Below are 22,633 nucleotides of genomic sequence, written 5' to 3'. Positions count from 1 at the left end.
CGGATCAGTCCACGCGCCACCAACGGGGCAGCAAGCCCCGCACTTTGGCCCGGCGATAGCGGTCGTCGATCAGGTGAACCGTTCCCACATCATGCTCGGTGCGGATCACCCGACCGGCGGCCTGCACCACCTTCTGCATGCCCGGATACAGGTAGGTGTAGTCGTAGCCGTTCTCTTCGCCATAACGCAAGTCCATGGCCCGCTTCATGTTTTCGTTCACGGCGTTCACTTGCGGCAACCCCAGCGTGGCAATGAAAGCGCCGATCAACCGCTTGCCCGGCAGGTCCACCCCTTCTGAAAACGCGCCGCCCAGCACCGCGAAGCCCACGCCCTGCCCGGTTTCGGTGAACCGGGCCAGGAACGCCGCACGGCTGGGTTCGTCCATGCCCGGCGTCTGCAACCAGATCGGCACCGACGGATGACGTTCGCGCATCAGGTCGGACACCTGGCGCAAATAGTCGAAACTGCTTAAAAACCCCAGATAGTTGCCGGGCCGGTCGGCGTACTGCGTGGCGATCAGGTCGACGATGGGCGCCAGCGACCGTTCGCGGTCCCGATAACGCGTGGAGACGTTGCCCACGACCCGCACCGCCAATTGCTCGGCCTGAAACGGTGCCGCCACGTCGATCCATGGCGTGTCTTTCGGCAGCCCCAGCGTGTCGCGGTAGAACTGCTGCGGACTTAACGTGCCCGAAAACAGCACGGTCGCGTGCGCCGCCGCATAGCGCGCCGCCAGGTACGGTGCCGGAATCACGTTGCGCACGCATAAGGTGGACGGCCGTGTCTTGGCGCTGGCGACGCCCACGTCGGACAGCGTCACGTCAAACAGCGCATGCGAACCGAACTGTTCGGCCAGGCGCATGAACTGCAGCGCTTCGAAGTAGAACGCCAATACCGGATCGTCCTGCGGCAACGGCGACTCGGCCATGTACTCCATGATCGCGCCTACCGCCTTCTGCACGGCGGCCAGCACGCCTGGCGCCACCATGTCATAGGCCTGATACCGGTCGGCCTGCTTCTTGTTCAGCGCGTTCCATGAACGCTGCAAACCATCCAGCGACTTCTTCAGCGCCTTGGGCGCGGCGTAACGCGCCGCGGACAATGACGCCTGGTCTAGTTCTCCCGTGTACATGCGGCGCGCCCGATCCACCAGGTTGTGGGCCTCGTCCACCAGCACCGCCACCTTCCACTGATAGGCCTGCGTCATGGCGTACAACATCGCCGTGGCGTCGTAGTAGTAGTTGTAGTCGCCCACCACCACGTCGCTCCAGCGGATCAGCTCCTGCGACAGGTAATACGGGCATACCTGATGCGCGCGGGCCGTGGCGCGCACGGTGGGCGCATCCAGCCGGAAATGCTGCAGCGCCGCCTCGCGCGCTTGCGGCAGGCGGTCGTAAAAGCCTTGCGCCAAGGGGCAGGAATCTCCGTGGCACGCCAGGTCTGGATGCTCGCAGGTCTTGTCGCGCGCCTGCAGGTCCAGCACCCGCAGCCCGGGCGCCGCAGGCTGCGCATTGACGGTATCCAGCGCGTCGATCGCCAATCCGCGTCCCGACCCTTTGGCCGCCAGGAAGAATATCTTGTCCAGGCCGGTTCCCGGACTGGCCTTGAGCAGTGGAAAGATCGTGCCCAGCGTCTTGCCGATACCGGTTGGCGCTTGGGCCATCAGGCAGCGGCCGTCGCGCGCCGTGCGGTATACGGCCACGGCCAGGTCGCGCTGCCCGGCGCGGAACGCGCCATGCGGGAATGCCAGCTTTTCCAGCGCCGCATCGCGTGACTGGCGATGCGCAAGCTCGGTCTTGGCCCAGCTCAGAAAGCGTTCGCATTGTTCCCGGAAAAAGGCAGCCAGCGCCGGCGCGTCGTGCGTTTCCACCAGCACGGTCTCTTCTTCGGTGACCACATTGAAATACACCAAGGCCACGCGCACCTGCGCCAGCCCGCGCGACTGGCACAGCAGATGGCCGTAGACGCGCGCCTGCGCCCAGTGCACCACACGGTGGTTGTCGCGCACGCTCTCCAGTTGCCCCCGGTACGTCTTGACCTCTTCCAGCTGATTGGCCACCGGGTCGTAGCCGTCGGCCCGCCCGCGCACCAGCAGGTCGGCATGCTGGCCGGACAGCGCCACTTCGGTCTCGTAATCGGGGCCGCGCCGGCCCGTCACCACCGCATGGCCCGCCATCCCTTCCAGCCCGGTCGGCGCCGGCGTGAAGCGCAGGTCAAGATCGCCCGCCCGCGCCGTGAATTCGCACAGCGCGCGCACCGCCACGGCGTAGCTCATGCCCCCTCCTCGCGCCAACTGACATGGCAGACACGCACCGGCATCCCGTGCGACACGCAATACTGCAACCAGCGGATCTGGTTGTCTTGCAATTTGTCGCCGGGTCCTTTGACCTCGATCAGTTCATAGCGGCGCTCTGCCGGCCAGAAACGGATCAGGTCCGGCAACCCGGACCGGTTGGTCTTGACGTCCCGCAAGAGCCGGGTGAAGTACAACTTCAGATGCGCGGCGGGCAGGCAATCCAGCGCTTGCGCCAATAGCGTGTCCGACAACGCGCCCCAGAACACGAACGGCGACTGCACGCCCGATTTTTCCGCATAGCGCCGCAGGATCACATCGCGATAGGCCGAGGTATCCAGCTGCGCCAGGCAGTCCGTAAACAGGGCCTTGCGGCGCTCGTGGAAATCTGGCGCGTCCAGGTCGGCGGGGCCACGCTGGAAGGGATGAAAGAACGCCCCCGGCAACGGCGCGAAAACCGCCGGCCAACACAGCAGACCGAATAGCGAATTAATCAACGCGTTCTCAACATAGTGCACCGGCGCATCGTCCTGATGCAGATGATCGCGGGTGACGTATTCCACCGCGGTGGGCACTGGCGGTCGCGGCAGTGCGAGATCCGTGCGTAGCAACGCGGGCGCTGCCGCCCGCGCGGGCGCGCCCTGCCCGGCGCCTCGGTACAGGCGCGGCAACATGCGCGCCAGGCGCTGGCTTTCTTCCTCGCTTTCCGGCGCAGCTTGCGCCTGCAAGGCCAGCGCCAAAGCCTCGTCGAACCGCGCCATGCGTTCATGGACGCGGATCCGGCGATGCCGCGCGCCCGGATACGCGCAGCGTTCATAGACGCGTTGCGCCGCCGGCCAGTCCTGGGCCCGCTCGCACGCCTGCCCGATGCGCAGCAGCACCTTGGCGCGGCGCTTTTCCAGCCAGGGGTTCTGGCTGGCGCACCCGTCCACTGCTTGCAACAGGGCATCAAGCTCGGCGCCTTCGTCCAGCGCCGCGCGGCAGGCATGCAAGGCCAGATAGCCATCCACGTCGGCACGCGTCTGGAACGCCCGCGACGACGCCTCGAACGGCACGGTCTCGTACTGGAACACGCCCAGGTCGGCCAGCACGAATTCCGACCAATCCTGGTGCAGATTGCCGAAGAACATCAGGCGGAAGCGTTCGCAAAGCCCGCCCACCATCACGCGCCACACCGCTTCCCCGGCGTCGGGATTCCAGGCGGCATAATTGCGGCCCGCATCCGGGTGCGGCCCCCCCAGCCGGGCACGCACGGCTTCCAGCAGTTCTGCCTTGCGCGCCCCAGGCTTGACCGGCTCACTGGCGAACATGCGGCAAAGCTCGGGCTTGGTATGCAGGCTGAATAGTTCGTCAAGCGTCATCGGCGCATCGGCGTCCAGCCAGCCCAGCGCTCGCAACGGCGCGGCGGCATCCGACGTGCTGGCGATTTCTTCGTAGACGAGCCGGCTGGCGCGGAACCACGGTCCGCGCCGCATCAGCATGCGCACCATCAGTGCCTGGGACGCCTGCGGCAAGGCCTGGAAGTCATCCAGGAAACGGCGTTCGTCCGCATCCAGCAGGTCGGCGTAGCGGTCGCAGACCCACGCAAGCGCGCGCTGGAAATTGTGCAGGTAGTAGTAACGGTGCGGGGGAAACATCGGCTGGGCCGGATAACTGGGGTTTTATCCAGTAATCATAGCAGGCGGCCGCGGCCAGCGCCTGCCTGCGCACTCCCCGGATGGACCGGCAAGCAATCTCAGTTCTTGGCCGTCAAGGCCCTGTTCATGGCGAAGACGATGCCCAACAACGAGACCGCGAGAATTCCGATAACGATCCATGCAAAGGACGCCACGCCTGACCGATCAAGCAGAATTCCGCCAACAACGCCGCCGCTGGCCACCGCGGTGTTCCAGCCCGTGGTGTACATGGATTGCGCCACGTCAACCGACTTGCCGGCAAAGCGAGACAAGGCTGTTTGAGTGATCGTGGCAAAGCCGCCGACAGCGAGCCCCCAGACCGCCACAGACGGATAGACCATCTGCGAAAGATCGCCCCAAAGGCCTAGCAACAGGGACGCACCGGCGAAAATCATGATGCTTGCCACGGCAAGGAATTGCAGCCGCCGATCGACCATTGCACCGACGAACCACAAGCCGATGATCGAACCCAGCCCGAAGACGAACAGGACGACATCCACCTTCGCGGACAAGCCAGCAGGTTCGAGAAGCGGCTCGATATAGATGTAGAGAATGTTGTGGGCGACAACGAACGTAAAAACAACGAACAGCACGGCGCGAATGCCGGTTTTCAAAAACACACTGGAGAGCGTTTGGCGTTGCGCCTTGGTCTGACCAGGGAAGTCGGGGACGATGGCAACGATCCACACGATGAGCAGGAGTGCCAGGGCACTCATCAGACCAAACGCGCCTTGCCAGCCGATGGCGCGGCCAAGCAACGCTCCAAGCGGTACACCCAGCACCAAAGCGATGGTCGCACCGGCGCCAGATATCGCAATTGCCCGACCACTGAGATGCGACGGCGACATGCGCATCGCATAGCCGGCCAGCAGCGACCAGACGATGCCGCCGAACACGCCGGCGAAAAAGCGTGCCGCCAGTGAGACACCATAGCTGTCGGAAAGCGCGGTGACGAGGTTGACCGCCGCAAAACCGAAGATTGCAGTCAATAGCAATGGACGCCGCCGCATGCCTTGTGTGAGGCTGGTCACCGGGATGGCTGCGACCAGTGCGCCCGCCGCGTAAGCCGTAATGAACTGACCCGCGAGGCTTTCAGAGACGTTCAAGCCTTGCGCAATAGAAGAAAGCAATCCAGCCGGCATGATCTCGGTCAGCAGCGTGATGAAGGCTGCCATTGCCAAGGCAAGCAGTGCACCTAAGGGCAATCGCTCGGTGCTCTTGTGCAGAGCAGATGCGGTGGTCTGATTCATAAACACAATTCCTCAAATGGAAGTCGTTCGGGCTCTTTGCCGAGCATTGAGATCCATGGTGCCGGGAGACGAACAAAAGAAAAATAGGCTACAGTGAAAAATATATGTGACACATATGTCATCAATTGATGGGCTCAAATGGAAAGTCTTGGTTCTCTTGATGTCTTCGTACGCGCGGGCGAGTCCCGCAGCTTTACGGCGGTCGGGCAACAGTTGGGGATCTCTGCATCGGCAGTCAGCAAAGCGATCGCGCGGCTGGAAGAACGCTTGGGGGTTCGTCTGTTCCACCGTTCTACGCGTACCATCAGCCTGACGCCGGAAGGTGCCCTGTTTCTGGAGCGCTGCCGCCGTATCCTTTGCGAGGTCGAGTCGGCCGAAGCCGAACTCCTGCAAACGCAAAGCGCCCCTCAGGGCAAGCTGCGCATCAGCCTGCCCTCGGTCGGCACGTTGTTCATGCCCAAGCTGGCGGCCTTCCAACGGCGCTATCCCGACGTCGCGCTGGACATCGACTGCTCGGATCGGTTGGTGGAAGTGATCGAAGAGGGTTTCGACGCTGTGATCCGTACTGGGGAACCCGGCGATTCCCGATTGATGGCGCGGGTACTCGGCACCTACCGAAGGGTCATCGTCGGAACTCCCGACTATTTCCAGCGGGCCGGACTCCCCCAGCACCCTGAAGACTTGGCCGGCCACGCCTGCCTGCTGTACCGGTATCCCACCACCGGCAAAACGGATGTATGGCCTTTGAGCATGGACGGACAGCCCCTTGCCCTGGATCTCTCAGCGAGCATGGTGACGAATTCTCTGGACCCGCAAATCTGCTTTGCCGAACAAGGTCTCGGTATTGCCTGTGTCCCTGACATCGCCGTGCGTCGTCAAATGGACGAAGGCAAACTGATCACTGTGCTGGACGACTACAACCAAGACCGCACCACGTTCCGAATCCTGTGGCCCTCCAGCCGACATCTGTCGCCCAAAATCAGGGTGTTCGTGGACTTCATCGTGCAGAATTTATTTCCGCTTTGACTGCGGAAATTGCCCGATATGAAGGCGCGCTTCCCGTCCGACACGGGCCGACGGTCAAATAAAAAAGCGGCGCCGGAAAGCCTGGGCTTTCCGGCGCCGCCGTCAGGTGGAACCGCCGGGCGCGTTATCGCGCGGGCTGCGCGGCCGCCCCCACGTCCTTGCGCACCTTGGCGACATCCGACGCGCTGACCGCCGCGCCCTTGTTGCCCCAGCTGGACCGCACGAAAGTCACCACATCCGCGACTTCCTTGTCGGTCATGCGCCAGTCGAAGCCCGGCATCGCGTAGGCGGTCGGCGCCGCCGTCGTGCCCGGCATCTGCGCCCCCTTCAACACGATGTGGATCAGCGAGGCAGGATCGGCGGAGTTTACCGTCGAGCTCAACGCCAACTGCGGGAACGTTTCCGTGTAACCCTTGCCAGTGCTGCGGTGGCAGGCGGCGCAGTTGTTCAGGAACGCCATTGCGCCATCGCTCTTGTCGCGGCCGGTGCGTAGCGCTTGCGCCACGGACTCGTCATAGGCCAGCGGCTTGGTCGCGTCCTTATTGACCGGCGGCAAGCTCTTCAGGTACACCGCAATCGCGTTCAAGTCGGCATCGGACAGGTGTTGCGTGCTGTCCTCGACCACTTGCGCCATGCCGCCGAACGCCGCCGAATGACCGTTGCGGCCCGACTTCAGGAACACGGCGATGTCTTCCTTCGTCCAGCTGCCCAGCCCATCGGCGACGTCACCGCGCAGGTTCTTGGCCAGCCAGCCTTCGACCACGCCGCCCGACAGGAAGGCCGAGCCGTCCGTGTCGCTCAGCGCTTTTTCCTGCAAGGCAAAGCCACGCGGCGTATGGCAGGTGCTGCAATGGCCCAGGCCTTCGACCAGGTACTGGCCACGCAACAGCGCTTCGCGGTCGGCGCCCTTCAAGTCGCTGGCCGCCGGGCCGCTGACGACGTCCGGCGCGAACATCCAGCGCCACACGGTCAAGGGCCAGCGCATCGACATGGGCCACGAAATATCCGTGTCCTTGTTTTCCTGCTTGACGGGTTCCACGCCATGCATGAAGTAGGCATATAGCGCCTTCACGTCATCAGGCGTGACCTTGGCATACGCCGTGTACGGCATGGCCGGATACAGCGAATGGCCGTCGCGCGCCTTGCCGTGGCGCACGGCCAGGTCGAAGTCTTCGTACGTGTAATTGCCAATGCCCGTCTCTTTGTCGGGCGTGATGTTGGTCGAATAGATGGTGCCCAGCGGGGATTCGATGCCCAATCCGCCGGCGAAGGGCTTGCCGCCCCTGGCCGTATGGCAGGCGATGCAGTCGCCCGCGCGCGACAGGTATTCGCCCTGCTTGATCATCTGCGCATCGGCCGCGGCCGGCGTGCCGTCGGCGGCGAACGCGGCGCTGGCCACCAGGGCCGAGAAGGCCGCAACAATGGTTTGCTTCAACATTGTGCGTCTCCTTAAGCCTGGACCAGCGGGCCGGGGTTCTTCAGATACTGGTCGCGAATCGCCTGCGCGGCCCAAAAGGCCAAGGCGCCCACCAGCCCGGTCGGGTTGTAGCCCATGTTCTGCGGGAACACGCAGGCGCCCATCACGAACACGTTCGGCACATCCCAGCTTTGCAGATACTTGTTGACCACGCTTTCCTTGGGGTTCGAGCCCATGATCGCGCCGCCCGTGTTGTGGGTGCTCTGATAAACCCGCGTGTCATAGCGCGCGCCCTTCTTGCGCACCGCCACGAAGTGCTTCTCGGGGTTCATGGCCTTCGCCACGGTCTCCATGCGCTTGCCCATGTAGCCCAGCATGTCGAATTCATTGTCGTGCCAGTCGAACGTCATGCGCAGCAGCGGCTGGCCATAGGCGTCCTTGTACGTCGGATCCAGCGACAGATACGCGTCGCGGTACGACATCACCGAACCGGAAATGCCGATGGTCATGAAGCGCTGGTACGCGTCCTGCACGCCGGCCTTCCACGCGGAGCCCCAGGTGGGCGTGCCCGGCGTCGTCGGCGTCTGCTTGATCGGGCGGCCGCCGTAGCGCACGTGACGGATGCTGGCGCCGCCCACGAAGCCCAGCGGGCCGTGGTCGAACTGGTCGCCGTTCAAGTCGTCCATGCCCACGCCGCCCGCGCCGGTGCCCACGAAGGGGTTCAACTGGGTGCCCTTGGGCAACAGCACGTTCACCGCGCCGTTCATCTGGTACGCGTAGTTCTTGCCAACCACGCCTTCATTGGTCTTCGGGTCGTACGGCTTGCCGATGCCCGACAGCAGCAGCAGGCGCACGTTGTGCATCTGATACGCGGACAAGATCACCAGGTCGGCCGGTTGATCGATCTCGCGCCCCTCGGCGTCGATGTACGTCACGCCCACCGCCTTCTTGCCGGTGGAATCCAGGTTGACCTTGATCACCTGCGAGTGCGTGCGCAGCTCGAAGTTCGGCTTCTTCAGCAACACCGGCAGGATGGTCGTCTGCGGCGACGCCTTCGAGTACATGTAGCACCCGTAGTTTTCGCAGAAACCGCAGAAATTGCAGGGTCCCAGACGCACGCCATAAGGGTTGGTGTACGGGCCGGACGCATTCGCGGCAGGCGCGGGATACGGATTGAAGCCGACCTCGCGCGCGGCCTTCTCGAACAGCTGCGCGCCATAGGTGTTGGGCAGCGCGGGCAACGGGAATTCCTTGCTGCGTTTGCCTTCCAGCGGGTTGCCGCCTTCGACGATCTTGCCGTTCAGGTTGCCCGCCTTGCCGGACGTACCGCACACGTACTCGAACTTCGAGAAATACGGTTCCAGTTCGTCGTAGGTCACGCCGAAATCCTGGATGGTCATGCCTTCCGGGATGAATTTCTTGCCGTAGCGCGTTTCATAGCGCGTGCGCAGTTCCAGCTCTTCCGGCAACACGCGGTAGTGCATGCCGTTCCAATGGAAACCCGCCCCGCCCACGCCCGTGCCCAGCAGGAACGAGCCATTCTGGCGGTACGGCACGGCCACGTCGTCCACGCCATGGCGGATCGTCACGGTTTCCTTGGACAGGTCCTGAAACAGCTTGCCGCGCACGGAGTACGCCAGCTCGTCGACCACCTTGGGGTACTCGGCGTCCTTCGGCGTGTCCTGCATGCCGCCGCGTTCCAGCGCCAACACATGCAGGCCGGCTTCGGTCAGCTCCTGGCCCAGAATCGCGCCGGTCCAGCCAAACCCGACCAGCACTGCATCCACTTTGTCTTTTTTGATCGCCATGATTAACCCTTCTCCCCAGAGATCGACACGGGGCCATAGGGGTACTTCACATTGGGCTGGTCGACCCAGTCCATATAGTCGGCGCGCGCGCCGGGAAAGCCCACCATCTTCCAACCCACCATGTTCTTGTTGCCGCCGTAGATCGGATCGGCAAAGAACCCTTCCTTGGTGTTGGACAGGAGGAAGCTGAAGAACGTCGTGGCGGGCACGGTATCAAACCGGATCTTGCCGCCCTGGAGATCCTTCAGGATCTGTTCCTGCAGCGCCTTGTCCAGCTCGGCGTATACCTTGCCATGCGTCTTCACGCACCAGGCGTTGCAGGCCTCGATGCCGTGGCGGTAGACCTGGCGGGGATTCTGGTTCAGCTGGTAACCCAGTTCCGGCACCTGATCCGTATGGAACGGGCCCTCCATGTACCAGAGCTTGCCGTGGCCGAAAGGCGTTTCCATCTGGCGGTCGATGAACTCGGGCACGCCAGCGGCAATGGCGCCCGGACCGTAATCGTCGGCGGGGATCAGATGATCCACGGCCGCCACGATGAAGGTCCATTCGGGCTGGGTGAAATAGGTGGGTGCGTAGGGCTTGGCCGCCTGGGCGGTTTTGCCGTCATCGCCGCTGGTACAGGCCGTGGTCAAGCCGCCTACCGCCAACGTCGACGCCGGCACAATGGCCAGCGCTTGCAGAAACCGCCGGCGCGGCTTTGCATCTTCCGTCATAGACATCTCCGTGAATACTCCAAGTTGTCCTAGCGCGCTACCGAACATGAAACCTGGAAACACGAACTGCCGAGCTAGTGACAACACGCTCTTTGCTTACAGAAAATTGGACCTGCTCTTGAAAAGGGACGTAAGAGAAGGTGCCGGCATTATGCGCCTTTTCGCGCATCTGATCTGCTCCAAAGACCATATCAGTTCAATTTTCTTGACATGAAAATATCTTTTGCATTAAGGACAATGTAAGAAGTCCGAAAAATCGGACTTTCCTGACAAGCGGATTAACGGATTCTGTATATTTCGCGGCAGGAACAGCAACGGATCCCTCCCCATGAACGACAAGACGAAGACTTGGCGCAGTTCGACAACCACGCGCAGCTGGAGCACCACCACGGATCTCACGCCCGAGCAGCGCGTCCACATCGAAGACCTGCTGGACAGCAGGATGGACGGCGTCAGCGTCAGCCAGGAATGGAATTACTCGGGTCTTGAAAACGGCGAAGTCTTCAAAGTCCAGATCAAGGACGGTGCCGTCACGGTGAACGGCCGCAAGTACGACAGCCTGGACGAGGTCCCGCGCGCCGATCGCGAACGCATCGACGCGCTGCGCAGCGGCAACGACCTGAGCGGCCTGTGGGATATGCTGAAAAACGCCGGCATCGACGTCAAGGATCTGCCCGACGCCTCAGGCAAGCCGGCATTCACGATAGAAACCGACAACCCGGACCGGGAAGCCTCGGGCGCGGTGCCCTCCGCCCCCGCGGACGATGCCGTGCGCATGGCCGCCGCCGACCCGTCCGTATCGCCAGGCGCGGTACGCCCGGGTGGGGGATTGCGACGCACGCTGCTGATCGGCATCGCCATCGGACTGGCATTATGGGTGGCGCGAGCGCTGAATGTATTCTGATCCAGGCCGGGCCTAGGTCGTCGTCTGGACGTGCAGCCGGCTGGACTTGCACCGGTGCAACGCCCGGTAGTATTCCAGCGGCCGTCCATTCGATCCGTAGGCAATGGACTCAATGCGCAACAGCGGTTCCGCGCTGGCCATGCCCAATAGTTCGCACGTTGGCGCGTCAGGCGCCACGGCGTCGATCCAACGCTCGGCGCGCACGATGCGCAATCCGTATTGCCGGCGCAGCACGTCATACAGCGAACGGTTCTCCAGGCGCGTGCGGTGCAGGCCGGGCGCCAGATCCGCCGGCACGGCGGTTTCCACCAGCAACTGCAATTCGCCATCCACACTGCGCAGCCGCTTAAGCCCCACCACCATGTCGGTATCCGCCAGCGCCAACGCCGAGGCTTCCTGCGCGGTGGGCGCGCGCAGCTCCTGCACCAGCACTTGGGTGCGGACCGTACGGCCCTTGCGGGCCATTTCGTCCGAAAAGCCCAGCACCGTCGACACGAAATCTTCGTCGCGTTCGCGCGCCGACACGAAAGCGCCCTGCCCGCGGATCTTGTAGATCAGGCCATTGCGCACCAGGTCCGCCAACGCCTCCCTGACGACGATGCGGGAAATGCCGTACTGTTCGCCGAATTCGGCCTCGGTGGGCAGCTTGGCCCCCACGGCAAGCTCGCCCAGGAGGATCTTGCTGCGCACCACATCGCGGAACTGTGTCCAGAGCGGGGCGCCGGCGCTGCGGTCCAATACGTCTTGGGTCGGAATGGGGCTGCTCATGTCGTGATAAGGCTAGAAGTCGAATCAATATCTACAAAATGCCGGTCGCGCAGGATAGCGGCGCAAGCCAGCCATTCGTCGCGCCGGCGCGTGTCTGTCCACCCCAGCGCCGCCGCGGCCAGATCCGCCAGTTCGGCCAGCAAGCCGTCGGTCACCCGGCCGCGTATCGCCAGCAGGGTCCGGCGGATCACCAGATCCGCCAGATGCTGCACGCCGGTCTCTTGGCACAGCGTGCGGATCTCGGCTTCGGAATAATCCGGCGCATGGCGCAGCGGAACATCGCCCGCGCTGGCAAAGGACCGCGCCAACGCGCCCGCGCGCGAACCGTAGCGACCCATCAGTTCGTCGATGCGCTCGCGTGGCAAGCCGGACCGGCGCTGGATCATATCGACCCGTTGTTCCCTGGCTTTCCCGTCCGCAGGCATGTCCGCGCCGCCGCCGATGGCCAACGTCTCGGTCAGGCGCAGGCGCGGCCGGCCCAGTTGCGTCAGTACCTGGTTCGCGGCCATTTCCGCCAGCGAACGGAACGTGGTCCATTTACCGCCCACCAGACACACCAGCGGCACATCACGCACCGCGTTCGGCGGGTCCACCACCACGGCGTGATCGCGCGATATCTGGCCAGGCTTGTCGGCATCGGAGTACGCCAGCGGGCGCACGCCGACGTAAGTGTAGACCACGTCCCCCCGCGCAAAACGCAACCGCGGAAAGACCTCGCCCAACACTTCCAGCAGGTAATCGATCTCGGCGGGTTCGGTCGCCGCCTGGTCAGGATCGTCGACCGGAATGTCGGTGGAACCGACCAGCACGCGGTCCATGAAGGGATAAACAATGCAGACGCGGCCGTCCGACGCCTCGAAATACACCATGCGCCCATCCAGCGCCGCGCGTAGCGCGGGATGGTCCAGGATCAGGTGCGACCCCTTCGTGCCCATGACGCGGGAGCCTGCCCCTTCAAGCACGCCCGCCGACCGGTCCAGCCAGGCACCCGTGGCATTGACCACGGTGTCGGCGGTGACCTCGGCGGTCTCGCCGGTGATCTCATCGCGCAGGCTCAACGTCTTGCCGCGACAAGCGGTCACATTGCAATAATTGGCGGCCAACGAGGCGGGTTGGTCCGCATGCGCGTCGGCCATCAGTTCCATGATCAACCATTCAGGATGGCTGATCCAGGCGTCGAAATAGGTGGCCGTCCAGCCAACCGTATCCCGAAACAAGGCGCCGTCCGCGGCCGACGCCCGGGCGATGCGATGTTCGGGCATCACTCGCTGGCGCCGCCCCAACCGGTCATACAGGCGCAGGCCCAGCGCCACCACGAATACGCCGCGCGCACCGGGCGACGCCGTGAACCCCGCAAAACGCAACATGCTGCCCAGCAAACCGCCGAACCGGCTGGACAACGGCACGACGGTTTCCAGCGGACGCACCAGATGCGGCGCATTGCGCAGCAGCAGATTGCGTTCGCGGGTGGCTTCGGCCACCAGTGCGAATGCGCCGCTTTCCAGGTAGCGCAGACCGCCATGGATCATCCGCGACGGCGCGCTGCTGGCGCCCGCCGCGAAGTCGCCCTTGTCGACGATCAGGCAGTCCACGCCCTGCAAGGACAAATCGCGGAACACGCCCACGCCGTTGATGCCGGCGCCAACAATCACCGTTGAAAAATGGCGGCCCGCCAACGCCGATGGGCGCACATAGGGCAAGGCGTCCGTCGTCATGGCGCGCGCCCCGCCATTTGCCCGAACACCGGCGCCATATTGCCGATCAGCATTTCAAATTCCGAATAGAACGCCGCATGGGCCTGCAAGGTCGCGGCGTCAGGCGCTTCTGCCACGCACCGCACCGGCAAGACCTCATCCGCGCAAGCCCCTTGCGACATCGCGGCATAACCAGCCGCCCCACGCGCCCCGGTCTCATCATCGCCGCAACGCTCCACCGGATGCCCCATGAAGTCCGCCAGCAATCGCACCAGCCGCGGATCACGCGCGCCGCCGCCCAAGGCGGCCACCCGCCCCGGCACGCCCAGGCCACGCGCAGCCAGACGCTTCAGGTGCCAGGCATGCAATGCCGCCACCCCGTCGATCACCGCCCGGGCCATGTGCGCGCGGCCGTGATGCCCTTTCAGCCCAATGAACCCCGCCGCGGCGCCGGCCGCCACGCCGCCCCCGTTGATGAACGGCAGGAAGCGCAGGCCCTCGGCGCCCAACGGCACCGACATCGCGCCATCCACCGCGGCGGCCGCGTCGTCGAACTGCAGCGTGCGCGCCAGCCACGCCACATTCGCCATGGATGACGGGCTGTTCTCAAGATAGAGCCGCGACGCCGCCGGGCCGTAGCGCACGATCGCGCCGACTTCCGGCTTGGGCTCGTGCTCGGGCGCCACCACCGCGTTCACGCACCAGGTCCCGAACACGGCAACGGCATGGCCGCTTTTCACGGCGCCCACGGCAGACAGCGAAGCCAGCAGATCGATCGCCCCCATGGCGATGGGCAGGCCGGCGGGCAATCCGCAGGCCGCCGCGCGCGCGGGCAACAGGTGCCCGATCACCGTTCCCGTGGGCACGATCGGCGGTAACGCTCCGGGCATCAATGCCGCCAAACCGGCCGCCTCGAACGCCAACCCCGACCACGTCCCGGCTTCCAGGCTCAGCAGGCCAGCGGTGCTGGCATCGCTGGCGTCGGTCGCGATCTCTCCGCTAAGCAAAAACCCCAGATAGTCCTTGGCGAACAACAGGCGGCGTATCACCTGCTGCCCGCCACCTTCCGCGCCGAACAGTTCCGCCGCGACCAGGCTCGGCTGACCCGCCCATGGCCGGCAGCCCACCTCTTGATACAAGGCGTCCCCATACTGCTGCGCCAGCCGTCGCGCGCGGCCCGCCGCCCGCTGATCGGTGGAAGCCACGGCACGCTCGGCCAGCAGCCCGCCCCGCTCGTCCAGCGCGTACAGCCCCGCCCCATGCCCGGTGCAGCACAGCGCGCGCAACTGGGCCGCGCGCGGCCCCAGCTGTTCGGCTACGCCACGCAAGGCCTGCATCAACGCGGCGTCGATGGCGTCCGCCCGCAGCTCGCAGCCTCCGCCAGGTAGATGCCGGTAAGGCATTGCGCTACCCGACGCAGCCAGCGTGGCTCCCGTCCCGGCTTCGAAGGCAACTGCCTTCAAGCCCGTGGACCCCATGTCGATACCCAGGAAGATGTCTGCTTTCATGTTATGACATTGTCTACAGATATTTTCCGCAGGATAGCAGTGTTTCCCCTAGTAAAAGAAATAATTCCGCTGCCATATAGTTCAATCGATGTCATAACAACGAGTTGAGCCAATTCAGGCCCACCACCGGGTATCCACGCCAACAGGCAATGGATCAATGCGAGGAAAAGGAGCGCAACATGAGAAGAGATTTCTTGAAGACCGTAGCCGCTGCGGGCGCCAGCCTGGCAGGAGCCAATGCCTTTGCGCAAAGCGCGACGGCCTCGCCGGGCACGGGCCTGAAAGGCGCCACCACCGACGTCTATGTCATGAACGTCATGGTGTCCGGGGTGGAGTACTGGTTCCCGGTCTATGAAATGATGAAGCAGCTTGGCCAGACGCTAGGCGTCAAAACGCGCTACTCGGGCACGCCCGAGTACGACGTCAACAAACAGTTGGCGTCGTTCGAACAGGAGCTTGCCCGCAAGCCCGCTGGCATTCTGCTGCATCCGATGAACCCCGATCCGTTCATTGAACCCATCAACCGCGCCGCGGCGATGGGCATTCCCGTGGTCACCTTCGCCGCCGACTCCCCCAATTCCAAGCGGGTGTCGTTCGTCACGTCCGACAACGAACGCGAAGGCGCGCAGGCCGCCGATGCGATCGCTGCCGCATTGAACGGCAAAGGCGATTACGCCGTGCTGGAGAATCCGGGGCAAGACAACCATGACCGCCGCATCGCGGCCTTCATCAACCGCATGAAGACCAAGCACCCGGGCATGAAGCTGGTGGGCCGCGCGGCCAGCAACCAGGATCCCAACAAGGCGTATCAAGCCACCTTGAGCCTGGCGCAGGCCAATCCGGGCCTGGCCGCGCTGTTCATGCCGGAAGCCAACTCCGCGCTGGGTGCGGCGCAGGCCAGCATCGAGACCAAGAAGAACATCAAGGTGCTGTGCTGCGATGTGAACGCCAAGATCCTGGACATGATCAAGTCGGGCGAAGTCTACGGGTCCGTCAATCCGAACCAGGGCGTGCAGGGCTATATGGGCATGATGCTGCTGTTTCTGGCGCGCAACCAGCAATTGATCGACCCCATGAACGACGCCAAGCGCAACGGCACCAACCCGATGGCCGTGCCCTTCCTGGACAACGGCCTGTCCATCGTCAGCAAAGCCAATGCCGACGATTTCTACTGGGACAAATACCTGGCGCGCCGCGGCACCAAGGGCATCAACGAATGACCGCGCAACCGCCCCTGCTGGAACTGCACGGCATCGCCAAGCGTTTCGGGGCCTCGCGCGCGCTGGCCGGCGTGCATTTCTCGCTGCAGCGGGGCGAAATCCACGCCCTGTGCGGCGAGAACGGCGCCGGCAAGTCGACGCTGATGAAGATCATCGACGGCATCCACGCGCCAGACGAAGGCGATATCCGCTTGAATGGCGAACGCGTAGTCATCGACGGCCCCGCCCACGCCATGCGGCTGGGCATCGGCCTGGTCCACCAGGAAATCGCGCTGTGCGGCGACGCCACGGTCGCCGAGAACATCTTCATGCCCGAAATCGCCACCCGGCCCCGCGCCTGGATGGACTTCGCCAGCTTGAACACGCGCGCAACCCAGGCGCTGGCGCGACTGGGCCAGCAGATCGATCCGGGTCTGCGCGTGGACGACCTCGGCATCTCCAGCCAGCAACTGGTCGAAATCGCGAAGGCGCTGACGCTGGATTGCAAAGTCCTGATCCTGGACGAACCCACGGCGGCGCTGACCGAGGTCGAATCGGCCGCCCTATTCCGCGTGCTGCATGACCTGAAAGCGCAAGGCATCGGCATCATCTACATCAGCCACCGCATGGCCGAGATCTTCCAGCACTGCGACCGCGTCACCGTCCTGCGCGATGGCCGCGACGTACTCTGCGCCCCGCTTTCCGGCCTGACGCCCGATGCGCTGGTGCGCAGCATGGTCGGGCGCGACCTGGGCTGCTACTACCCGCCAAAACAGGCAGCGGACGAAGACGCCACGCCCTTGCTGGAGGTCGACGGCATCGCCGACGGCCTATGCGTGCACGGGGTCTCCTTCACGCTGAAACGCGGCGAGATCCTGGGCATCTCCGGCCTGATGGGCGCGGGGCGCAGCGAACTGGCCGAGACCTTGTGCGGCCTGCGGCGCGCGCGCCGCGGCAAGGTGCGGCTACGCGGCAAACCCCTGCGCATACGCCGCTATGGCGACGCCCTGCGCCATGGCATCGCCTACCTCAGCGAAGACCGCAAGGCCGCCGGACTATTTCTGGAACTGCCCATCGAGCAGAACATATCTTCCATGGCGCTGGCGCGTATCAGTTCGCGCTTCGGCCTGCTGCGCAGGCGCGCCGAACGGGGTCTGGCCACCGAGCTGGGCGCCCGGCTCAAACTCAAGTCCAACGGCGTGGCCATCGACGCCGCCAGCCTGTCGGGGGGCAATCAGCAGAAGGTAGCGATCGCCAAGCTGCTGGCGACGCATCCCGCCGTGCTGCTGATGGACGAACCCACACGCGGCGTGGACGTCGGCGCCAAATCCGAGATCCACCACATCTTGCGCGACCTGGCCAGCCAGGGCGTGGGCGTGATCGTGATCTCGTCCGAACTGCCGGAAATCATCGGCCTGTGCGACCGCGCGCTGGTGATCCGCGACGGCCGGCTGGCCGGCGAACTGGCCGCCAGCGAAATGACCGAAGAACGGCTGCTGAGGCTGGCCTCTGGCCTCAGCGCCCAGGAGACGATCTGATGTCCGAACTCAAACCTTCCTCCGCGACCGACGCCGTCCTGGCGCCCGACGGCGGCCTGGCCGCTGCGCGCCCCGCCACCGGGCTACCGTTGCGGCACCGGTTGGCCAGCATGCGCGAGGCCGGCCTGCTGCTGATCATCGCGCTGCTTGCCATCGGCATGAGCTTCGCGTCGCCACACTTCCTGACCTGGGAGAACATCCGCGCGATGCTGCTGTCGTTCTCCATCGAGGGCATTGTCGTGGTTGGCATGACCCTGCTGGTGATCGTGGGCGGCATCGACCTATCGGTGGGCTCGGTCGTCTGCATGGCCATGGTAATCACCGGCAAGCTGTTCCTGATGGGCGTCGACCCGTGGACCGCCAGCCTGGCGGCCATCGCGGCAAGCGGCGTCGTGGGCGCGCTGATCGGCCTGTGCGTGACGCGCATCGGGCTCAGCCATTTCATCGCGTCGCTGGCTTTCATGGTGATCGTGCGCGGCTTGTCGCTGGCCATCACGCAAGGCACGCCGCAGTCGCTGTTTTCGTTGCCCGCGCAGTTCAAGTTCATCGGCCAGGGCGTCATTGGCGGCATCCCCGCCGTCATCCTCATCTTCGCCGCCATCGTCATCGTCAGCGACTTCGCCCTGCGCCGCGCCGCGCTGCTGCGCAAAGTGTTCTACACCGGCAGCAACGAAAAGGCCGCGCTGTATTCCGGCATCCGCACGGGCCGCGTGAAATTCTGGGTCACCGTGCTGTGTTCAACGCTGGCGGGGCTGGCGGGCGTGGTCTACACCGCCCGCTTCGGCGCCGCCACGCCCACCTTCGGCATGGGCATGGAACTGAACGTGATCGCCGCCGTGGTGATCGGCGGCGCCAGCTTGAAGGGCGGCTCCGGCACGGTCCTGGGCGCCGTGCTGGGGCTGGCCCTGCTGTCGGTCGTGACCAGTTCCCTGATCCTGCTGGATGTCTCGCCCTACTGGCAGGACGTGGTCAAAGGCCTGATCCTGCTGGCCGCCGTCACCGTCGACCATCTTATGAACGTCAAGAAAGGACACCGATGAACATCACAACACTGGGCGCGTCCGGCATCGAATGCGAAACCGTCGGCCTGGGCACCTGGGCCATGGGCGGATGGATGTGGGGCGGCGGCGACGATGCGGCAGCCATCGACGCCATCCGCGCGTCCGTGGACACCGGCGTGCGCCTGATCGACACCGCGCCCGCCTACGGCCTGGGGCACGCCGAACGCCTGGTCGGCACCGCCCTGCAAGGGCGCCGGCATCAGGCCGTCATCGCGACCAAGTGCGGGCTGGTATGGCACACGCAACAGGGCACGCACTTCTTCGACGAAGACGGCAAACCGGTGCACCGCCACCTGGGGCGCGCGTCCATCTTCCATGAAGTGGAACAGAGCCTGGGCCGCCTGCAAACCGACTACATCGACCTTTACATCACGCATTGGCAGGACAGCGGCACCCCCGTCGCGGAAACCATGGGCGCGCTGCTGGACCTGAAGCGCCAGGGCAAGATCCGCGCCATTGGCATCAGCAACGCCACGCCCGAAACGCTGGCCGAATACCTGCGCCACGGCCCGGTGGACGCCATCCAGGAACGCTACAGCCTGATCGACCGCGACATCGAGTCCACGCTGCTGCCTCCGTGCCAGGAACACGGCGTGGCCTCGCTTGGCTACTCCTCGCTGGCGCTTGGCCTCTTGGCCGGCCCGATCGACCCCAGCCGGCAATTCACCGGCGACGACCAGCGCGCCGGCAATCCGCGCTTCTCCGCCGCCAACCGCGCAAAGCTGAAAGCCTTCTTTGACGCATTGGCGCCGTTGCGGCAGCGCCTGGATTGCTCTTACGCGCAACTGATGATCGCCTGGACCACGCGCAACGGTGGCGTCAGCACCGCCTTGTGCGGCGCCCGCACGCCGGCGCAAGCGATTCAAAACGCCCGTGCCGCGAACCTCACGCTGGACCCGACCGCCCTTGCCGCCATCGACACGGCCGCCGCCCTCCATCTTGAAACGCTGGACTGAAAGGACAAGGAAACCTCTTCATGACGCATAACAAAGAAGCGCGCCTGAACCGCCTGCTAACCGCCGGCCGCTGCCTGGACATCGCCGTCGACCACGGCGTCTGCAACGAACCCGGATTCCTCGACGGCCTGGAGGACATGCCCGCCGTCATGGATCAACTGGTAGCGGCGCGCCCCGACGCCATCCAGCTCAATTACGGCCAGGCCGGTCTGCTACAGCAACGCCCGGGGCGCGATAAACCCGCGTTGGTCATGCGCCTGGACATGGGCAACCCCTACAACGCCACCACGCACCGCGTGATGTGGGCCGTATTGCAGAACACGCAAGATCCGGTATTGCCGGCCGTGCAGATGGACGCCGCCTGCGTCGTCGTCAACCTGTTCATGCTGCCCGACGAACCCGACCTTTTCCGCCAATGCGTCTCGAACATCGCACGCGTGCGCGCCGACTGCGACCGTTATGGCATGCCGCTGATGATCGAACCGCTCGTCATGGCGCCCCACTCCGCCCGCGGCGGCTACATGGTGGACGGCGACGCCGAAAAAATCGTGACGCTGGTCCGCCTGGCGCGCGAAATGGGCGCCGACATCATCAAGGCCGACCCCACCACCGAAACCCGCGACTTCCATCGCGTGGTCCAGGCGGCGCGTTGCCCGGTGTTGGTGCGGGGAGGCGGCCGCGAAGACCTGCAACGCGTCTTCGGTCGGTCATGGGAACTGCTGGACCAAGGCGCGGTGGGCCTCGTGTACGGACGCAACGTCTACCAGCACGCTTCCCCCTCGGCGGTTGTGCGCGCACTGATGGCGATGATCCACCAGGGCGCCAGCGCGCGCGAAGCATGGCAGCAATACGAAAGCGAATCCCGCCATGGGTAACGCCACGCGTTGGCCCAGCCTGATTATCATGTCGAAGCTCGCTCCTGAGCCCCCACGTGAATCGGTAAGCCAATGGAATCGTCCAACGCAACGGAAAGCCACAGCATCGCCCTTCCCGCCAAATGGCGCGAAGACTTCGCCCACGCATCCCTGGAACCGCAATCCATCGGCGAATCCCGCGCGGACGTGTTCCGCGTGCGGCGCCCCAAGCAGCCTGATCTTTTTCTGAAGTCGGAACTTGCGGGTGCGGAAAGCGAGCTGCCGGACGAGATCGACCGGCTTCGCTGGCTGCAGCAGGTTGGCCAACCTGCCCCCCACGTAGTTGACACCGCGATGGAAGGCGGCCGCCACTGGCTTCTGATGACGGCGCTTCGCGGTGCCGACCTGGCCAGCGCCGCCCTGCCTCCCGCGCAAGTCATCGGCGTGTTGGCGACGGCATTGCGCGACTTGCACCGCTTGCCCATTGCAGCCTGCCCGTTCGACCACCGGCTGGAAGCGCGGATTGCGCAAGCGCAGCGCCACGTCCACGCCGGACTTGTCGACGAAGCGGATTTCGACGATGAACGGCTGGGGCAATCGGCCAACCAGGTGTTGGCCGAACTGCTATCAAGCCGCCCCCCGGCGCACGATCTGGTAGTGACGCACGGCGACGCCTGCCTTCCCAACCTCATGATCGACGGCCACCAGTTCACGGGGTTCATCGATTGCGGCCGTCTGGGCATCGCCGACCGCTTTCAAGACCTGGCGCTGGCGGCGCGAAGCATTGCCCGCAATGTCGGCAAGGAATGGGTTGCCGCCTTTTTTCGCGAATATGGCATTGCGCCCGATACGCAGCGCATCAACTTCTATTGCCTGCTGGACGAATTCTTCTAGCGCGCAAATAGGCCAATGCCGGCCACAACTCGGGCGGCGAGCCCGCCCAGCGTTAGCCTGGTGGCCGCAGGCCTATCGCGCTGGCCATGTCCATGGACGTATGTACCCCATTGCCCAGCACATGGCGGATTAAATCGGCATCTGTTGTCACGCCCAATTTTCTCATTGCGCTGCGCTTCTGGGTGCTGATCGTTTGCACGCTCCGATGCACCATCTCGGCAATATGGGTAATGGTGCCGCCTGCGCAGAATAATCGAACCACTTCTGCCTCGCGTGGCGTCAGGCGACTTTCTCCGCCCATCTGCATATTATTCAGCAACAGTTCTTTTATAACTGGCGAATAATACTGCCGCCCAGCATGGACCGCCCGCACCGCACTAATCAAATGGCTGGGGGAATCGCATTTACTGACGATTCCCAGGACATTCTGGCGCACCATCGCCCATACCAGTATCGGGCTATCGAACATGGTGTAAATAACGGTACGCAGCGTCGGATAGCTGCGTTCCAGATAAGCCACAAGCGCCAGGCCGTCGCCGTATTTCCCTCCCGGCATCGAGAAGTCGGAAATCAGCACATCACACGGATTTTCGTTCAGTAAAGCCACCAGGCCCGTTGAGTCCGTGGCTTGTCCCACCATCACGAACTCGGGTCTCTCGCTTAGTACCGACACCACACCCAGCGACACTGCGGGGTGATCATCGACAAGCGCGACATATATATCGGTTTCAGACGCCAACACACTCTTCCATATCAAGGGAGGAACCCAATCGTTCGAATTTATTGTAGACGAGAGCCACGCCTTCAGAATATTGGGACACAGCGACCGAACCGGCAACACATACTAAAAACAGGACCAGTTCCACACTACGGATTCGCCGCGGAATGGGCAAACTTCGTCCACTTTACGACAAAAGCGAGACCAATCCATTCATTTTTATAAAAATTATCAGTCAGGCCATTAATTAAACGAACTCAGTTTCGAATAACTATCCCTTCAATTTCGTATTTTTCCTAGTTCTCTTAGTCCTACAAAAACCTATAGTCGTTCTTCGTGGCGACGGCCTCGCG

The 22,633-nt window shown here is 64.0% G+C and carries 18 protein-coding genes; 8 read left to right on the top strand and 10 right to left on the bottom strand.

Translation table 11 applies throughout. The features are described 5' to 3' along the window. Nucleotides 1-4: 4 nt before the first annotated feature. The 3 genes from CQ050_RS10175 to CQ050_RS10165 all read right to left on the bottom strand — a co-directional run bounded on the left by CQ050_RS10175 (nt 5) and on the right by CQ050_RS10165 (nt 5,219). Nucleotides 5-2,275: an ATP-dependent DNA helicase gene (locus tag CQ050_RS10175; RefSeq protein WP_105556706.1), complete on the bottom strand. Its 2,271-nt coding sequence runs from the start codon at nt 2,273-2,275 to the stop codon at nt 5-7. Further along, entirely contained in the window at nt 2,272-3,930 is a 1,659-nt protein-coding gene (locus tag CQ050_RS10170) for a VRR-NUC domain-containing protein (RefSeq protein ID WP_105556705.1), read from the bottom strand. Before CQ050_RS10170 ends, CQ050_RS10175 begins: the two co-directional genes overlap by 4 nt. Before the next feature lie 98 nt (nt 3,931-4,028). Further along, nucleotides 4,029-5,219, bottom strand: coding sequence for an MFS transporter (locus CQ050_RS10165; protein WP_105556704.1), 1,191 nt, complete (start codon nt 5,217-5,219; stop codon nt 4,029-4,031). A 138-nt stretch (nt 5,220-5,357) separates the two neighbouring features. Between CQ050_RS10165 and CQ050_RS10160 the strand changes: the two genes are divergently transcribed. Beyond that, nucleotides 5,358-6,245, top strand: a complete 888-nt coding sequence (locus tag CQ050_RS10160; RefSeq protein WP_105556703.1) for a LysR family transcriptional regulator — start codon at nt 5,358-5,360, stop codon at nt 6,243-6,245. Between the two features lie 124 nt (nt 6,246-6,369). Here CQ050_RS10160 and CQ050_RS10155 read toward each other — a convergent pair whose 3' ends face one another. From CQ050_RS10155 to CQ050_RS10145, 3 genes are read right to left on the bottom strand one after another with little or no spacing between them, the layout of a single operon-like run. Further along, on the bottom strand, nt 6,370-7,683 hold the full coding sequence (locus CQ050_RS10155) for a cytochrome c (RefSeq protein ID WP_105556702.1): 1,314 nt from the start codon (nt 7,681-7,683) through the stop codon (nt 6,370-6,372). Between the two features lie 11 nt (nt 7,684-7,694). Beyond that, a complete protein-coding gene (locus tag CQ050_RS10150; protein WP_105556701.1) occupies nt 7,695-9,470 on the bottom strand; it encodes a GMC family oxidoreductase in 1,776 nt (591 codons plus the stop codon). Nucleotides 9,471-9,472: 2 nt separating this feature from the next. Beyond that, nucleotides 9,473-10,186, bottom strand: a complete 714-nt coding sequence (locus tag CQ050_RS10145; RefSeq protein ID WP_105556700.1) for a gluconate 2-dehydrogenase subunit 3 family protein — start codon at nt 10,184-10,186, stop codon at nt 9,473-9,475. Nucleotides 10,187-10,514: 328 nt separating this feature from the next. Here CQ050_RS10145 and CQ050_RS10140 point away from each other — a divergent pair, with 328 nt between their 5' ends. Next, nucleotides 10,515-11,090: a hypothetical protein gene (locus CQ050_RS10140; RefSeq protein ID WP_105556699.1), complete on the top strand. Its 576-nt coding sequence runs from the start codon at nt 10,515-10,517 to the stop codon at nt 11,088-11,090. 12 nt (nt 11,091-11,102) lie between these two features. On the opposite strand, the gene CQ050_RS10135 is transcribed toward CQ050_RS10140, so the two are convergent. The 3 genes from CQ050_RS10135 to CQ050_RS10125 are packed head-to-tail and all read right to left on the bottom strand — an operon-like array spanning nt 11,103 to nt 15,060. Continuing rightward, complete coding sequence (locus tag CQ050_RS10135; protein WP_105556698.1) at nt 11,103-11,858, bottom strand: GntR family transcriptional regulator; 756 nt, start codon at nt 11,856-11,858, stop codon at nt 11,103-11,105. Then, the gene (locus CQ050_RS10130; protein WP_105556697.1) at nt 11,855-13,573 is read right to left on the bottom strand and encodes a glycerol-3-phosphate dehydrogenase/oxidase; all 1,719 of its coding nucleotides are present in this window, start codon (nt 13,571-13,573) and stop codon (nt 11,855-11,857) included. Before CQ050_RS10130 ends, CQ050_RS10135 begins: the two co-directional genes overlap by 4 nt. Then, entirely contained in the window at nt 13,570-15,060 is a 1,491-nt protein-coding gene (locus tag CQ050_RS10125) for an FGGY family carbohydrate kinase (RefSeq protein ID WP_105556696.1), read from the bottom strand. The genes CQ050_RS10130 and CQ050_RS10125 overlap by 4 nt, the downstream gene beginning before the upstream one ends. Nucleotides 15,061-15,239: 179 nt before the next feature. Between CQ050_RS10125 and CQ050_RS10120 the strand changes: the two genes are divergently transcribed. From CQ050_RS10120 to CQ050_RS10095, 6 genes are all read left to right on the top strand, one after another. Continuing rightward, nucleotides 15,240-16,280 (top strand): substrate-binding domain-containing protein, encoded by a 1,041-nt coding sequence (locus tag CQ050_RS10120; RefSeq protein WP_105556891.1) that lies wholly within the window; start codon nt 15,240-15,242, stop codon nt 16,278-16,280. After that, the gene (locus CQ050_RS10115) at nt 16,277-17,797 is read left to right on the top strand and encodes a sugar ABC transporter ATP-binding protein (protein WP_105556695.1); all 1,521 of its coding nucleotides are present in this window, start codon (nt 16,277-16,279) and stop codon (nt 17,795-17,797) included. Before CQ050_RS10120 ends, CQ050_RS10115 begins: the two co-directional genes overlap by 4 nt. Continuing rightward, nucleotides 17,797-18,837 (top strand): ABC transporter permease, encoded by a 1,041-nt coding sequence (locus CQ050_RS10110; RefSeq protein ID WP_105556694.1) that lies wholly within the window; start codon nt 17,797-17,799, stop codon nt 18,835-18,837. Before CQ050_RS10115 ends, CQ050_RS10110 begins: the two co-directional genes overlap by 1 nt. Continuing rightward, nucleotides 18,834-19,814, top strand: coding sequence for an aldo/keto reductase (locus CQ050_RS10105; RefSeq protein ID WP_105556693.1), 981 nt, complete (start codon nt 18,834-18,836; stop codon nt 19,812-19,814). Before CQ050_RS10110 ends, CQ050_RS10105 begins: the two co-directional genes overlap by 4 nt. Before the next feature lie 20 nt (nt 19,815-19,834). Continuing rightward, nucleotides 19,835-20,689, top strand: a complete 855-nt coding sequence (locus tag CQ050_RS10100; RefSeq protein ID WP_105556692.1) for a class I fructose-bisphosphate aldolase — start codon at nt 19,835-19,837, stop codon at nt 20,687-20,689. Between the two features lie 72 nt (nt 20,690-20,761). Next, nucleotides 20,762-21,562 (top strand): APH(3')-II family aminoglycoside O-phosphotransferase, encoded by an 801-nt coding sequence (locus CQ050_RS10095; protein WP_105556691.1) that lies wholly within the window; start codon nt 20,762-20,764, stop codon nt 21,560-21,562. Between the two features lie 52 nt (nt 21,563-21,614). On the opposite strand, the gene CQ050_RS10090 is transcribed toward CQ050_RS10095, so the two are convergent. Further along, the gene (locus CQ050_RS10090) at nt 21,615-22,301 is read right to left on the bottom strand and encodes a response regulator (protein ID WP_105556690.1); all 687 of its coding nucleotides are present in this window, start codon (nt 22,299-22,301) and stop codon (nt 21,615-21,617) included. Nucleotides 22,302-22,633 lie beyond the last annotated feature (332 nt).

The sequence above is a fragment of the Achromobacter sp. MYb9 genome (assembly GCF_002975275.1).
GTDB lineage: Bacteria > Pseudomonadota > Gammaproteobacteria > Burkholderiales > Burkholderiaceae_B > Achromobacter.
The sequence above is the reverse complement of the archived record's forward strand: the minus strand, read 5'-3'. Positions and strand labels throughout refer to the sequence as shown.

What these genes read in the sequence shown, in the direction of transcription:
- CQ050_RS10145 (WP_105556700.1), bottom strand. Translation starts at nt 10,186, where the DNA reads ATGACGGAAGATGCAAAGCCGCGCCGGCGGTTTCTGCAAGCGCTGGCC.
- CQ050_RS10110 (WP_105556694.1), top strand. Translation starts at nt 17,797, where the DNA reads ATGTCCGAACTCAAACCTTCCTCCGCGACCGACGCCGTCCTGGCGCCC.
- CQ050_RS10140 (WP_105556699.1), top strand. Translation starts at nt 10,515, where the DNA reads ATGAACGACAAGACGAAGACTTGGCGCAGTTCGACAACCACGCGCAGC.
- CQ050_RS10125 (WP_105556696.1), bottom strand. Translation starts at nt 15,060, where the DNA reads ATGAAAGCAGACATCTTCCTGGGTATCGACATGGGGTCCACGGGCTTG.
- CQ050_RS10170 (WP_105556705.1), bottom strand. Translation starts at nt 3,930, where the DNA reads ATGTTTCCCCCGCACCGTTACTACTACCTGCACAATTTCCAGCGCGCG.
- CQ050_RS10130 (WP_105556697.1), bottom strand. Translation starts at nt 13,573, where the DNA reads ATGACGACGGACGCCTTGCCCTATGTGCGCCCATCGGCGTTGGCGGGC.
- CQ050_RS10175 (WP_105556706.1), bottom strand. Translation starts at nt 2,275, where the DNA reads ATGAGCTACGCCGTGGCGGTGCGCGCGCTGTGCGAATTCACGGCGCGG.
- CQ050_RS10160 (WP_105556703.1), top strand. Translation starts at nt 5,358, where the DNA reads ATGGAAAGTCTTGGTTCTCTTGATGTCTTCGTACGCGCGGGCGAGTCC.
- CQ050_RS10135 (WP_105556698.1), bottom strand. Translation starts at nt 11,858, where the DNA reads ATGAGCAGCCCCATTCCGACCCAAGACGTATTGGACCGCAGCGCCGGC.
- CQ050_RS10100 (WP_105556692.1), top strand. Translation starts at nt 19,835, where the DNA reads ATGACGCATAACAAAGAAGCGCGCCTGAACCGCCTGCTAACCGCCGGC.
- CQ050_RS10165 (WP_105556704.1), bottom strand. Translation starts at nt 5,219, where the DNA reads ATGAATCAGACCACCGCATCTGCTCTGCACAAGAGCACCGAGCGATTG.
- CQ050_RS10095 (WP_105556691.1), top strand. Translation starts at nt 20,762, where the DNA reads ATGGAATCGTCCAACGCAACGGAAAGCCACAGCATCGCCCTTCCCGCC.
- CQ050_RS10150 (WP_105556701.1), bottom strand. Translation starts at nt 9,470, where the DNA reads ATGGCGATCAAAAAAGACAAAGTGGATGCAGTGCTGGTCGGGTTTGGC.
- CQ050_RS10115 (WP_105556695.1), top strand. Translation starts at nt 16,277, where the DNA reads ATGACCGCGCAACCGCCCCTGCTGGAACTGCACGGCATCGCCAAGCGT.
- CQ050_RS10120 (WP_105556891.1), top strand. Translation starts at nt 15,240, where the DNA reads ATGAGAAGAGATTTCTTGAAGACCGTAGCCGCTGCGGGCGCCAGCCTG.
- CQ050_RS10155 (WP_105556702.1), bottom strand. Translation starts at nt 7,683, where the DNA reads ATGTTGAAGCAAACCATTGTTGCGGCCTTCTCGGCCCTGGTGGCCAGC.
- CQ050_RS10105 (WP_105556693.1), top strand. Translation starts at nt 18,834, where the DNA reads ATGAACATCACAACACTGGGCGCGTCCGGCATCGAATGCGAAACCGTC.